At 47.3% G+C, this 13,262-nt stretch carries 12 protein-coding genes; 10 read left to right on the forward strand and 2 right to left on the reverse strand.

What is annotated here, in order from left to right; all coding sequences use genetic code 11:
- Positions 1-38 precede the first annotated feature (38 nt).
- Together CWI70_RS02580 and CWI70_RS02585 are read left to right on the forward strand one after the other, a co-directional pair.
- Complete coding sequence (locus CWI70_RS02580; protein WP_126770290.1) at positions 39-923, forward strand: 6-carboxytetrahydropterin synthase; 885 nt, start codon at positions 39-41, stop codon at positions 921-923.
- Positions 916-1,737: a M23 family metallopeptidase gene (locus tag CWI70_RS02585; RefSeq protein WP_126770292.1), complete on the forward strand. Its 822-nt coding sequence runs from the start codon at positions 916-918 to the stop codon at positions 1,735-1,737. Before CWI70_RS02580 ends, CWI70_RS02585 begins: the two co-directional genes overlap by 8 nt.
- Here the strand turns inward: CWI70_RS02585 and CWI70_RS02590 are convergent.
- Complete coding sequence (locus tag CWI70_RS02590; protein ID WP_126770294.1) at positions 1,734-3,506, reverse strand: M61 family metallopeptidase; 1,773 nt, start codon at positions 3,504-3,506, stop codon at positions 1,734-1,736. The two genes, CWI70_RS02585 and CWI70_RS02590, sit on opposite strands and share 4 nt — an antisense overlap.
- A 158-nt stretch (positions 3,507-3,664) precedes the next feature.
- On the opposite strand from CWI70_RS02590, the gene CWI70_RS02595 reads away from it, so the two are divergent.
- From CWI70_RS02595 to CWI70_RS02605, 3 genes are read left to right on the forward strand one after another with little or no spacing between them, the layout of a single operon-like run.
- Positions 3,665-4,750, forward strand: coding sequence for a sensor histidine kinase (locus tag CWI70_RS02595; protein ID WP_126770296.1), 1,086 nt, complete (start codon positions 3,665-3,667; stop codon positions 4,748-4,750).
- The gene (locus CWI70_RS02600; protein WP_126770298.1) at positions 4,747-5,574 is read left to right on the forward strand and encodes a LytR/AlgR family response regulator transcription factor; all 828 of its coding nucleotides are present in this window, start codon (positions 4,747-4,749) and stop codon (positions 5,572-5,574) included. The genes CWI70_RS02595 and CWI70_RS02600 overlap by 4 nt, the downstream gene beginning before the upstream one ends.
- Positions 5,575-5,603: 29 nt before the next feature.
- Positions 5,604-6,470 carry a DUF6279 family lipoprotein gene (locus CWI70_RS02605; RefSeq protein WP_126770300.1) on the forward strand — a complete coding sequence of 289 codons (867 nt, stop codon included), beginning with the start codon at positions 5,604-5,606 and terminating at the stop codon, positions 6,468-6,470.
- 1 nt (position 6,471) lies between these two features.
- On the opposite strand, the gene pyk is transcribed toward CWI70_RS02605, so the two are convergent.
- The gene (gene pyk, locus CWI70_RS02610) at positions 6,472-7,908 is read right to left on the reverse strand and encodes a pyruvate kinase (RefSeq protein WP_126770301.1); all 1,437 of its coding nucleotides are present in this window, start codon (positions 7,906-7,908) and stop codon (positions 6,472-6,474) included.
- Positions 7,909-8,093: 185 nt separating this feature from the next.
- Here pyk and CWI70_RS02615 point away from each other — a divergent pair, with 185 nt between their 5' ends.
- The 5 genes from CWI70_RS02615 (at position 8,094) to CWI70_RS02635 (ending at position 13,260) form a co-directional block, all read left to right on the forward strand.
- A complete protein-coding gene (locus CWI70_RS02615) occupies positions 8,094-9,539 on the forward strand; it encodes a glyceraldehyde-3-phosphate dehydrogenase (RefSeq protein WP_126770303.1) in 1,446 nt (481 codons plus the stop codon).
- A gap of 75 nt (positions 9,540-9,614) precedes the next feature.
- On the forward strand, positions 9,615-10,745 hold the full coding sequence (locus CWI70_RS02620; protein ID WP_126770305.1) for a M14 family metallopeptidase: 1,131 nt from the start codon (positions 9,615-9,617) through the stop codon (positions 10,743-10,745).
- Between the two features lie 69 nt (positions 10,746-10,814).
- A complete protein-coding gene (locus tag CWI70_RS02625; protein WP_126770307.1) occupies positions 10,815-12,500 on the forward strand; it encodes an alanine/glycine:cation symporter family protein in 1,686 nt (561 codons plus the stop codon).
- Positions 12,501-12,643: 143 nt separating this feature from the next.
- The gene (locus CWI70_RS02630; protein WP_126770309.1) at positions 12,644-12,970 is read left to right on the forward strand and encodes a hypothetical protein; all 327 of its coding nucleotides are present in this window, start codon (positions 12,644-12,646) and stop codon (positions 12,968-12,970) included.
- On the forward strand, positions 12,970-13,260 hold the full coding sequence (locus tag CWI70_RS02635; RefSeq protein WP_126770311.1) for a YeaC family protein: 291 nt from the start codon (positions 12,970-12,972) through the stop codon (positions 13,258-13,260). Before CWI70_RS02630 ends, CWI70_RS02635 begins: the two co-directional genes overlap by 1 nt.
- Positions 13,261-13,262 lie beyond the last annotated feature (2 nt).

A 13,262-nucleotide genomic window follows, 5' to 3' on the forward strand; every position in this document is an offset into this window, starting at 1 on the left:
ATCCGCAACGTTAAATAGAAGTGGGTAAAGAGACACCTATGCAGTTATTTGTAAACGATCTTACAGTCATCGATTTTTCGTATTTATGCGCCGAGCGGGGCATTGTTGGTGAAAGTTGGATCGTCGATATCATTCTAGACGGCAGCCTCAACGAACAATCGATGGTGCTGGACTTCGGCAAAGTCAAAAAGCAGATCAAACGCATTATCGATGATGCCGTTGACCACAAGCTTGCTGTGCCCGCGGATCACTCATATACACGCGTTACCCATACTGATGATGATAGTAGCTACTGGGTTGATTTCTTGCGCCCACAAGAACGCTCCATTCATCTCTTTTGCCCAGCGGATGCCTTTGCCTTTATCGACGCTGAAGAAGTTTCCATGGCCAGTGTTAATGCTTATTTACGGGCGGTGATCAAACGCGAATTGCCCGGTAATGTAGCTGGTCTTGAGGTTATCCTACGCGAAGAAAACATCGCTGGTGCCTATTATCACTACACGCATGGCCTGAAAAAGCATGATGGTAACTGCCAGCGCATTGCCCATGGTCATCGCTCACAACTCCAGGTTTTTATTGATAACGCACGAGCGCCGCAGGTTGAAGAACGCTGGGCGCGGCGGTGGCAAGATATCTATTTAGGTTCACAAGAAGACACTTGCTCAGTTAATGAACTCAAACTGTCTTCTGCTGGCAAGCTGGTCAGCGATAGCAGTCACCAAGCCTATCGCTACACAGCGGACCAGGGCCTGTTCGAGTTAGCTGTGCCACACCAGGAAAATGATCTCATAGCCAGCGATTCAACCGTTGAATGTATTGCCGATTACTTAGCTCAAACCATAGCGCTGGAAGAAAACGCTCAGGGCCGAGTAAAAGTAATGGCGTATGAGGGCGTTGGTAAAGGAGCTATTGGCTATGCGTAAACTGCTTGGTGTGGCGCTATTGTTGTTATCTGGTGCTGCGAACGCGATGTCAGTTATTGAATTACATGGTGCCAAAACAGCCGGAGCTTTGCTGGTTGGTAAAACCGCTGCTGGTAGTGAGGTCAAACTCAACGATAAAAGCCTCGAAGTATCTAGCGAAGGTGTTGTGGTGTTTGGCTTTGAGCGTGATGCCAAAGGCCCGCAAACGTTAACGATTAAGCTTGCTGATGGCAGCGTACATAAAGAAGTCATCGCTTTAGAACCGCGCGAGTACAAGATTGATCGGGTTGAAGGTGTACCACAGCGTACGGTCACGCCAGATCCAGAACAGGTTGCACGTGCACGTAAAGAAGCTGCAGCGGTGTGGCGAGCGCGACAGACGCGAACCGATGAACTGTACTTTTTAGAGCCGGTAATTAGCCCAGCAGAAGGGCGAATTAGTGGGGTTTATGGTAGTCAACGTATCTTCAATGGCGAGCCTCGCAACCCGCACTTTGGGCTCGATGTCGCTGCCCCAACGGGCACACCTGTCAAAGTGGTATGGCCCGGCGAAGTAGTGTTTGCTGATCCTGATTTATTTTATTCTGGCGGCACCATTATTGTTAATCATGGTTTTGGCGTAACGACCACCTATATTCATCTAAGTGCCGTTAACGTTGCCGTCGGGCAACGCGTGCAACAAGGTGACGTGATTGGTGCGATTGGTGCGACAGGCCGAGCAACCGGGCCGCACCTCGATTGGCGCGTGAACTGGGGCGATGTGCGCCTTGACCCAGCACTCGTGCTTGAGCATTTCGATAAGCCGGTGTTTTAAAGCTTCAGCCAACGTTTTGCGTGCGTCGGCTCAACAACCTTTAAGACATAGTTGTTAAGCTTAGGAGCTTGCCAAATGAGCTCCACTGAAATTAATTCATCACGGCGAAATGCATGCACGATCACAACATCACCGGGTTGATAACGTTCAAAAACTTCTCGCATATTACTATCGGTAACCTGCAAATTATCAATGGCGATAACACGGTCTTGCGCACTCAAACCAGCTTCTTGAGCAGCTTCATCAGCAAAGACGACTTGTAGCTCGAGGCCATGCATTGAGGCTTTGAACTTGGCGCCTAATGCAACCGGCAAAGGAGTGGGGGCTGAACGACCACCAAAGCCATTGTCATCCTGCGTAGGTTTGCGCTCAATGGCAATGCCAAATTGCTCAAGCAGCTCGGCTACGGGAAGCGGCTCGGTGCTATTTACCGCTCGGTCAATAAACGCGTGTAGGTGAATACCGTATTCGTCCTGCATAAACTCCGCAAACGTCGTGTCGGTGGTCCCTTGCAACGTGGCGCCGTAACGCCGCCACAAATTCGCCATACACTGGCCGAGCGACAATGTATCGCGGCTCTCAGCACGGATAAACAAGTCTAGACAAAGCGCAATTAATGCACCTTTGGCGTAGTAACTCACGATTGCGTTTGGAGCATTTTCATCTTGTTTATAAAAACGATTCCACGCCTGCAAACTTGAATCACCTACGGTGTGCCGATCCACGCCAACACCCCGATGTACCCGTGCCAAGGTATCGCCAACTAAACCTAAATACGTCGGCGCATCGATTAAGCCAGCCTCGTGCAACACAAAATCGTCAAAGTAAGATGTAATTCCCTCATAAAACCATAACTGCCGCGTGTATTGCTCAGCAGCCAGTGAATACGGAATAAAGTCGTTGGGTTTAAGCGTTTTTATGTTCCAACTGTGAAAGTACTCGTGACTACATAGACTCAAAAACGTACGGTAGTCAGTGTCTATGTTTGGCCTTGTACCGGGGCTGACAAGGTCTCGACGAGAGCACATAAGTGCTGTTGAATTGCGATGCTCTAGACCACCAAAACCTTTGCCAACCACCATCGTTAAAAACAAGTACTCTTTAAATGGAACTTGCTTTTCGAATAGTAAAATTTGCTGTTCGCAAATTCGCGCTAAATCACCACAAATTCGTTCCACATCGGCGAAATTTCTTCCGGCGGTAACGAATGCGTGTTTAATTCCACCGGCGATAAACTCATGGATCCCCAAGTCACCAAGTAAAAATGGATAATCGATAAGTTCTTCATAACTCTCAGCGCGAAAGCGGCCAGCGCTGTAATGCTCGCCGCTTAATCGCGGCATTCCAGTGGCGACACGCCAGTGTTTGCATGGCTCGCTCAACTCTACGGTCAACTCAACGGATTCATCGGTTCGTCCAGCCACAGCAAGGCATAAACTACTATTGTTAAAAAAGCCCCAGAACTGATCAAGATAAGCGCTACGGACCGACAAATCGAAGGCATATACCTGATAATGAACGGTAAGTTCTGCTGCTTCAGCACAGTCAATTCGCCACGTTTGTTTGTCTACCGCGTGGAGAGTGAGGGCTTTACCATTGCTTTCGGCACGTAAATCAAGAATATTGCGCGCAAAGTCGCGAATCATATAACTACCTGGGATCCACGCTGGAAGCTTCAGTTCGATACTGTCATCGGTGTGGACATCAATACGTAAACGCACCGCAAACTGGTGGCCATGAGGATCAAGCGGAGAAATATGATAATGCATAGTTTTGACCTTAAGGATTAAAGTGACAACTACTCAGGCTTTGAATGGTAGCATGGGCAGATTTCGCTATGTAGCGTTTTGCATGCGATAAATGAACCGACAGGTAAAAGTTGAACGGGTATAATCAGTTCTAATAAGCAAATGAAATAGGGTGATAAATGCCTGTAGTTGGACGTTGGAAAGCTTTATTGGATGATCGCAACCGCTTTTTCTGGGTGCTGCAGGCAGCCGGCTGGTTTGGTTATGCGTTGGTGCAATACATTGGTTCACTCATGCACGAGATGCGTGATATCTATGTGTTAATTATCCTTCTCGGCGCCTATGCCGGATTTCTCTTGACTGTTCCGTTGCGTTATCTCTATCGCCGTATTTGGGACAGCCCGCCATGGCTGCTGATCTTGATTGTGCTGGCATCGGCTTATTTCTCTGCCAGCATTTGGGCTGTGATTGACAACGCTACCTACTGGGAAATTTATAAATTTGGTTTTCGTCCTGAAAACAATTGGTTTTATTTCAAGAACACCCTCGCAAAATTTTACATTATGCTAAGTTGGAGCGGTCTCTATTTCGGCATCAAATATTATCAAATGCTGCAAGATGAGAAACAAAAAGCATTAATGGCAACCTCCATGGCGCACCAAGCTCAGTTGAAGATGCTTCGTTATCAGTTGAATCCGCACTTTCTATTTAACACTTTGAATGCAATCTCCACGCTCATTTTGATTAAAGAAAATGATCTCGCGAACAAAATGATGAGCAAGCTAAGTTCCTTCTTGCGCTTTTCGCTGGATAACGAGCCCATTAAAAAGATCCCGTTGGCGCGTGAGATTGAGGCCCTAATGTTATACCTCGATATCGAAAAGGTGCGTTTTGATGAACGTCTGAACGTCACTATCGAAATAAGCGATGAAGCCCAACAGGCTTTAGTTCCAAGCTTATTTCTGCAACCGCTCATTGAGAACTCAATAAAATATGCCATCGCTAAATTGGAAGAGGGCGGAGAAATTAGCATAAGCGCCGAGCGTCAGGGCGAAGAGTTGGTTGTCATTGTCGCAGATAATGGTCCTGGAACAACAAAACCAACGCAAGACTTGATTCGTAGTGGTGGCGTTGGCTTAGCAAACACACGCGATCGGTTACAGGCCTTGTATGGAAAGAGCTACTCATTTACATTATCCTCTAACGGTCCTTCAGGCATGCGTGTCGAAATTCGCATCCCCTTCGAACAGGTTGAGGTTTCATGACAAGCAAAATCCGCACTTTAGTGGTCGATGATGAGTCACTCGCACGCCGCGGTTTAATCGTGCGCTTGCAGGATTTTCCCCAGGTCGAATTATTGGACGAGTGTCAAAGCGCACGGCAAGCACTCGAAAAGATCATTGAGCACCGACCCGATCTGATTTTTTTAGATATTCAAATGCCTGGTATGAATGGTTTTGAACTTTTACGCGAAGTAAAAGCCAAAGGCATTGAATTACCTATTGTTGTCTTTGTGACTGCATACGACCAATATGCGATCAAGGCCTTCGAAGTTCGCGCTATCGACTATCTACTCAAGCCGGTCGATCATGAACGTTTGAGCCTTGCTTTGGAGCGCGTCACAAAAAACCTTGCGCAGCGTGAACGAAATGCACAACAAGAGCGTATGTTGAACTTATTAGCAGACGCGACCGGCGAAGACTGCGAAGCGATCTTGCGGAAGCTTGCTGACAATGAAAATGTCGGCGCATCACGCTACCCAGAACATATTGCAATTAAGGAAAGTGGTGAAATCACTCGCGTTGCGATTAACTCCATCGAATGGGTCGATGCTGCGGGCGATTACATGTGTATTCACGCTGCCAATGAGACACATATTTTACGTCGGACGATGAAGGAGCTCGAGGAAGAGCTTAATCCGAATCGTTTTCAACGAATTCATCGTTCGGCGATCGTTAATTTAGACCAAATTGAAAAACTCTGTAGTCGCCAAAATGGTGAATATCATATTGTGCTGAAAAACGGCAAGGAACTTAAAGTCAGTCGTAGCTACAAAGAACGGATTAAGAAGCTTATTTTAAGTACTTAACTGCAAGCCACAAAGGAGCACAAACGATTATGACGAAATGGAAAACTATCATCATCATTGTGCTCGTCTTCAGTGCCTTCTTAACAGGTTGCTCGACGCAATTCGGTTATCGCTTTGCCGATACTTACCTTGAATGGCAACTCGCCAAGTACATAGACGTTTCCGGCCAACTGGAAACAGACGTTGATACTGCCATTGACGAGTTGCACATGTGGCATGCTCGATCTGAATTACCTCGCTATCGAGACTTCCTCGACACCATGCTCGACGATCTCGATCACGGCGCCGTTGATGCTCAACGTTTATTTGATTATGGCGGTGAAGTGTTCCATCTCTGGCAACGGATACGCAACCAAATCACACCCTATGCCCAAGAGTTTTTACCACGACTGAACGCGACTCAACGGACCCAACTCATTAAGAATTTACGTGATCGTTTGCAAGAAGAACGTAAGGAAGCGCAAGAATTAACCGACGATGAACGCTTTGAACGCAGTTACGATAGAGCTGTGGAGCGTGCAAGCGATTGGCTAGGCCGTGTTCACCCAGAACAGCGCCGGCTACTGCGCCGTTGGGTGCAAGAGCGGGACAACAGTGATGAACTATGGCTAGACTACCAAGCACAGTGGTTGAATCGTTTTGAAGAAATTTTAGCGGAACCGCAGGCTGAAACTTTTGCCGCTGAGCTGCATGACCTTTTTACTCAGCCAGAACAACTGCGCTCTGAGGAATTACACGCGCAGAACGCAGAGAATCGAGAGTTAGCAGTGGCGGTTATTTTAGTGATTTACCAAAGCTTAAGTTCGCAGCAAAAACAACATTTAGAAGCGAAACTGCGAGAGTACCGCGCCACGTTAACCGATTTGATCAACGAGTACGCGGTAACTACCGATTAGTTTATTTAACTTCAATAATTTTGCACGTATTGGTCGAACCAACGGTTTCCATTACATCGCCATGGGTCAACACCACCAAATCACCAGCGACAATGTGGCCACGGGCTTTGACTTCAGCTATCGCATCTTGCACCAAGTTTTCCGGTTTACTTTGCGTGGAGTCAAAGGCGATAGGGTAAACACCGCGGTACAGCGCACAACGATTACGGCTGGCGGTGTGTCGGGACAGTGAAAAAATTGGCAAAATCGTATGAATGCGCGACATCAACTTGGCAGTTGAGCCTGACTCAGTAAGGGCGATAATTGCTTTGACCCCAGCGAGGTGCGTTGCCGCATACATAGCGGTGATAGCCGTTGCTTCTTGCGTATTGGTAAAGGTTTCTTCGAGATCTTTGCGATCTAAACGCGCCGAAGGATGCTCTTCAGCACCGAGGCAAATTTCTGCCATCGCTTTTACTGTGGCAATAGGGTGCTTACCGGCGGCGGTTTCTGCTGACAACATCACCGCATCGGTACCATCAAGTACCGCATTGGCAACATCCATCACCTCAGCACGCGTCGGCATGGAGTTTTCAATCATCGACTCCATCATCTGAGTTGCAGTGATCACTACTTTATTTAATTGACGGGCACGTTCAATAATACGTTTTTGCTTACCGACGAGCTGTGCATCACCAATTTCAACACCTAAGTCGCCACGCGCTACCATTACTGCCTCAGAAGCTCGTATGATGTCATCTAGTGCGGCGTCATTCGCTACGGCTTCAGCGCGCTCAATTTTCGCACACAGCATTCCAGTGCCATTGGCTTCGCGCAATAAGCGACGAGCTTCGTTCATGTCAGCGCCCGAGCGAGGGAACGAGACAGCCAGATAGTCAACGCCGATTTCTGCAGCTAGCTTAATGTCTTCTAAATCTTTTTCAGTTAGTGCCGAAGCCGACAACCCGCCACCTAGGCGGTTGATACCTTTATTATTTGAGAGCTTACCGCCAACTAGAACTGTGGTAATCACTTTTGCACCTTCGACCTTATCAACCTGTAACCGCAAACGGCCATCGTCCAGCAACAGAATATCGCCCGGTTCGACGTCTTGCGGAAGTTCTTTATAGTCAATTCCGACCGCTTGCCCAGTGCCAGCATCGCGAGGCAAGTCGCCATCAAGGACAAAAGTATCACCTTCATCGAGAGTAACAGCGTCGTGCGTAAATTTTGCGATGCGAATTTTGGGGCCTTGTAGGTCACCAAGAATGGCGACATGAGTGCCTAATTCGCGACAAATTTCGCGTACCGTCTGCGCTCGTTGCTTGTGATCTGCTGCACTGCCGTGAGAAAAATTAAGACGAACCACATTAGCACCAGCTTTGATGAGTGCCTCTAGGGTGGTGCGATCATCGGTCGCGGGCCCAAGTGTGGTAACAATTTTAGTACGGCGTAACATGTAATACTCCTTGCTGCGGACGGTCAGGTAGATAGTGCTAAAGTTCTTATGCTTAGCTTGTCGCGGGATTATAGCATGAGCGGCAAAGGGATACAGAGCTTCTGGCACTTACCGGCGCTTTTAAGTACAATAGCGCGCACTTTTTTCTGTTTCGTTTCTTTTCACCGTAACGCAAGGGTAATCGCATGAGTGACCAACAGCAGGATTTGACCTTACAAAGCTGGCAGGAGCGCCAGGAATACGCCGAAATGATGCAACCGTTAATTGGGCGTTTGTACCGTAACTACGGCGTTGAAATTTTGGTCTATGGCCGTTCTCTGTTAAATGTTGACACCATCAACATTATCAAAGCGCATCGCTTGATTCGTCGTCACGAAGGTATCAAACTTCGTCTTCGCGAAAGCTTCCCATTCATTGAAGCACTAAGCAAAATGCGTTTGGCGCCGGCACGGGTTGACCTCGGTAAGCTTGCCTTTAACTATCTGCATAAGGACGCTGGCAAAGGCGCCTCAGTCGAAGACTACCTGCACAGTGAACTTGCTGACATCGTCGATAAAGCCGATGAAATCCCAGCTCAAGATGTTGTTCTGTATGGTTTTGGCCGTATCGGACGTTTGCTTGCCCGGCTATTAATCGAACGTAACGGCAGCAACAATAAGATGCGTTTACGCGCTATCGTGGTACGTGGCGGTCGCGACGGTGATCTTGAAAAGCGTGCGAGCCTGTTACGCCGTGATTCAGTTCATGGTCCATTCAATGGCTCAATTACTGTTGATCACGAAAACTGTGCGATTCGCGCCAACGGCACCAGTATCAAGGTTATTTACTCTGATGGTCCAGACCAAGTCGACTACACTCAATACGGCATCGATAATGCCATTGTTATTGATAATACCGGGATTTGGAAAGATGAAGCAGGGCTTGGCTTGCATTTGAAGTCAAAAGGCGTCAAGAAAGTGCTGCTGACAGCGCCGTCAAAAGGTGACATCAAGAACATCGTTTACGGTGTGAACCATGACATGATTCAACCTGAAGATTTAATCGTCAGTGCTGCTAGCTGTACCACTAACGCTATTACTCCAGTGCTCAAAGCGATTCATGATCATTACACAATTCGTAATGGCCACGTTGAAACCGTGCATTCGTATACCAACGACCAAAACCTCATTGATAATTACCATAAAGCGGAACGTCGTGGTCGTTCAGCACCGTTAAATATGGTTCTTACCTCAACGGGTGCGGCGAAAGCGGTTGCTAAGGCGTTACCTGATCTCGCTGGTAAGTTGACTGGAAACGCGATTCGCGTGCCAACGCCGAACGTCTCCATGGCCATCATGAACTTGAACTTGGGCAAAGAGACCAGCAAAGATGATCTTAATGCATTCTTGCGTGACCAAGCTTTACATTCAGATCTCCAAGCACAAATTGATTTTACTGCATCAACCGAGATTGTATCGACCGACCTCGTTGGCTCACGTTACGCTGGTGTAGTGGACTCACAGGCCACGATCGTAGATGGTGACCGCGCAGTACTTTATGTTTGGTACGACAACGAATTTGGTTATAGCTGCCAAGTAATCCGTGTTGCCGAACAGATGGCAGGTCAACAGCTAATGAATCTGCCAAAATAAAATGATCCACTAACAAAAGCGCCAATAGGCGCTTTTGTTTTGCCAATTCGAAAGTTAATCCAAAAGGGAAACACAATGTTCATTACAGCGCATTTTGATAGTGGCAACATTGATGTCATTAAAGCTGAAGAGGCAAGCAACATTGAATTGCAAATTCGCCGTGACAACCAATCTGACTTCTATCAGTGGTTCCACTTCAAGCTCTATGGCGAGGTCGGGGTAGACCACGTCATGCACATCACTAATGCCGGCCAATCAGCCTATCCAGACGGCTGGAAAGAGTACTCAGCATTAGCATCGTATGATCGTGAGACGTGGTTCCGGGTGCCCACCCGTTTCGATGGTAAAACGTTAACCATTGAGCACACGCTCGAGCAAGAAAGCATCTACTTCGCATACTTTGTGCCGTATTCGTATGAACGTCATCAAGATCTCATTCAGTGGGCGCAACAATCAAGCTTGGTTGAACATGTCTTTTTAGGTCCAACCTTGGATGGCCGCGACATGAACCTATTAGTTATTGGCGAGCCTGATGATACTAAACAAAAAATCTGGGTAACCGCTCGTCAACATCCGGGCGAGAGTATGGCTGAATGGTTTATCGAGGGCATGCTAGCCCGCTTGCTTGACGATGAAGACGGTGCTGTACGCAAACTCTTACAACACAACGTGTTCTACGTTGTTCCTAATATGAACCCGGACGGTAGCGTTCGCGGCCATTTGCGTACCAATGCGGTGGGTACCAACCTGAACCGTGAATGGGCCGAACCGAGCCTAGAAAAGAGCCCAGAAGTTTACTACGTACTGAAGGCCATGCAAGAAAGTGGTGTCGATCTTTATCTTGATATCCATGGCGACGAGAACCTGCCGTATAATTTCTTAGCGGGCTGCGAAGGCGTTCCATGTTACAACGAACGTCACGACAAGTTAGCGCAATTGTTTAAGCAGACATTGTTGGCGATCACACCTGAATTCCAAACTGAGTTCGGTTACGACGTCGATAAACCTGGTGAAGCAAACCTGACAGTGGCTAGTAATGCAGTTGCAGAGCGCTTTAATTGTTTGGCATTCACCTTAGAAATGCCGTTTAAAGATAATGCTAATCTACCAGATGAAGATTTTGGTTGGTCGGCAAATCGTAGTGCGCAATTGGGTGCTGACGTCCTGAGCGCGGTTTACGCTGTAGCAAATAACTTGCGCGATTAATGCGCGCAAGTTAGTTTTAAATAACCATAATCACAATAAATAACGATAACAATTCGCAAGGGGGACACCTTGGAAGCGATTAATAATTTTCTATTGCTGCTCGACAGCTACCTTGGCTCAGCAGCCTACTTTCCATATATTCTGCTCGGTGTAGGTATCTTCTTCACCTTGTACCTTGGCTTTCCACAAATCCGCTTTTTCGGACATGCATGGAAAGTTGTTACAGGGAAATTCGATAAAAAAGGTGCGCAAGGTGATACCAGTCACTTCCAGGCACTTTCGACAGCGCTATCAGGTACCGTCGGAACCGGTAATATCGGTGGCGTTGCTTTGGCAATTTTTCTTGGTGGACCGGCAGCCTTATTCTGGATGTGGGTGACTGCATTTCTTGGTATGACGACGAAATTTGTCGAAGTAACGCTATCGCATAAATATCGCGTCAAGACCGAAGATGGCACTATGGCAGGCGGCCCTATGTACTACATGGATCGTCGTCTGAACATGAAGTGGTTGGCGGTCATTTTTGCTATTGCCACTATCATCAGTTCTTTCGGTACCGGTAACATGCCGCAAATCAATAACATCGCTCAGAGTATGGAAATGAGCTTTGGTTTTGATCCAATGCTGACTGGTGGTGTCTTGGCCATTCTGTTAGCGATGGTCATTATCGGTGGCATTAAGCGGATCGCTGCCGTGACCTCAAAAATTGTACCGATCATGGGTGTGTTGTATGTGATTGGTGCGCTGAGCGTAATTTTTTACAATCTCGATCAAATTGGCCCATCGTTCGCTGCAATCTTTACGGATGCATTTACTGGTTCTGCCGCGACTGGTGGTTTCTTAGGTGCGACTTTTGCTTACGCCTTTAACCGTGGTGTTAACCGTGGTTTGTTTTCGAACGAGGCAGGTCAAGGTTCTGCGCCAATCGCTCATGCTTCTGCACGGGCAGATGAACCAGTTTCTGAGGGACTCGTTTCAATTCTAGAACCCTTCATCGATACGATTATTGTCTGTACCTTGACGGGTCTCGTCATCTTGTCGTCAGGTGTTTGGAATCAGAAACACGAGAACACTTTCTCGCGTACCGATTTAGAGATTGTCGCTGGTAACTACAACGACACGCTTGATGCTGACCGCACTGCGTTGTATCACTATTTGAACGACACCGATGAAAACACCATTGAGAAATTCACAGGCACCATTCAAGTAGAAAATGGTGAGGCGGTATCCAACGGTTATACCATGTTGCACGCGCGCTCAGTGGCCGAGAATGTTCGCTTTATCGTTGCTGGTGAAGACCCTTACACGGGTACCTTGCGTATCGACGATGGCCGTTTGATGAAGGAAGATATTGTCATCGTCGGTGAAAGCTTGGTGCATTCAGCAGCTTTAACATCGATTGCATTTAGTAATGGTTTCCTTGGTAGTGCAGGGGAGTACATTGTCCCAATTAGCTTGATGTTGTTTGCCTTCTCAACCGCAATTGCTTGGTCGTACTATGGTGACCGTGCAGTGGTTTACCTATTCGGGCAAAAAGGTGTCATGCCTTATCGCATCATCTATGTTGCAGGCTTCTTCGTCGCTTCGTTTGCTGATACCACATTAGTCTGGACGTTGTCCTATGTGGCGATAGTGCTGATGACACTCCCCAACTTACTGGGTATCTTCTTGTTACGCCGTGAAATGAAAGACACTGTGAAGGCTTACTGGCAAGATTTTGATGCTGAACAAGCGAAAAAGAAAGAGCAAGAGTAACGCAAGTATCATCCTTGTGAACCCTTGTAAGGGAGCCCGCCATGTGCGGGCTCTTTTTTTTACCGGTAGCTAACGGCGAACGCTTGAATTTAACGCTGAAACCCTTATATTGCTTAGTCTGATGTAAAAAGAGAGAGGATCTGATGGCACTCATTCGTTGCCCCTCCTGTAACAAACGCACTTCTGACAAAGCTAAACAGTGCTCACATTGTGACTATGTGCTTGCTGGGCGTAGTAAAGAAGACCTTGATCGCGAAAAGGAACGCGCGCAACAACGCCGCAAAGAGAAGCTTCTGAGCCAGTCGATGTTGGCATTATTGGTCGCTATTGCAGCTTTTGCTTATATCTTTATAGAGCAACCGCCCGAGGAATCTTGGTACGCAAAAATCAGTTACAGTTTACTGTTTTTAGGTCTGCTATGGTTTTTAGTTAATCGTGTACGTCTGCTAATGAACAAGCGAGAGCGTTAATGCAGTTTGAAGATCTGCTTGCCAGTATTACCCCAGAGACATTTGAACGTTTAGTTGCGGCCGTAGAAACAGGCCGTTGGCCAGACGGTGTCGCACTTACTGCGGCACAAAAAGAAAATACGATTCAGTTGGTCATGGCTTATCAAGCGAAGTACTGCCCATCTGATGAACCTTTTCGTATCGGTGCCGACGGCTTATTAGTCACCCGTAGCAAACGTGAAATGAAAGCCTCGATAGCATCAAACGAGCAAACAATTGCTTCTTTTCCTCTGCATAGTGATGAGTCCTAGAT

It is taken from the genome of Pseudidiomarina homiensis (genome assembly GCF_003987225.1).
Taxonomy (GTDB): Bacteria; Pseudomonadota; Gammaproteobacteria; order Enterobacterales; family Alteromonadaceae; genus Pseudidiomarina; species Pseudidiomarina homiensis.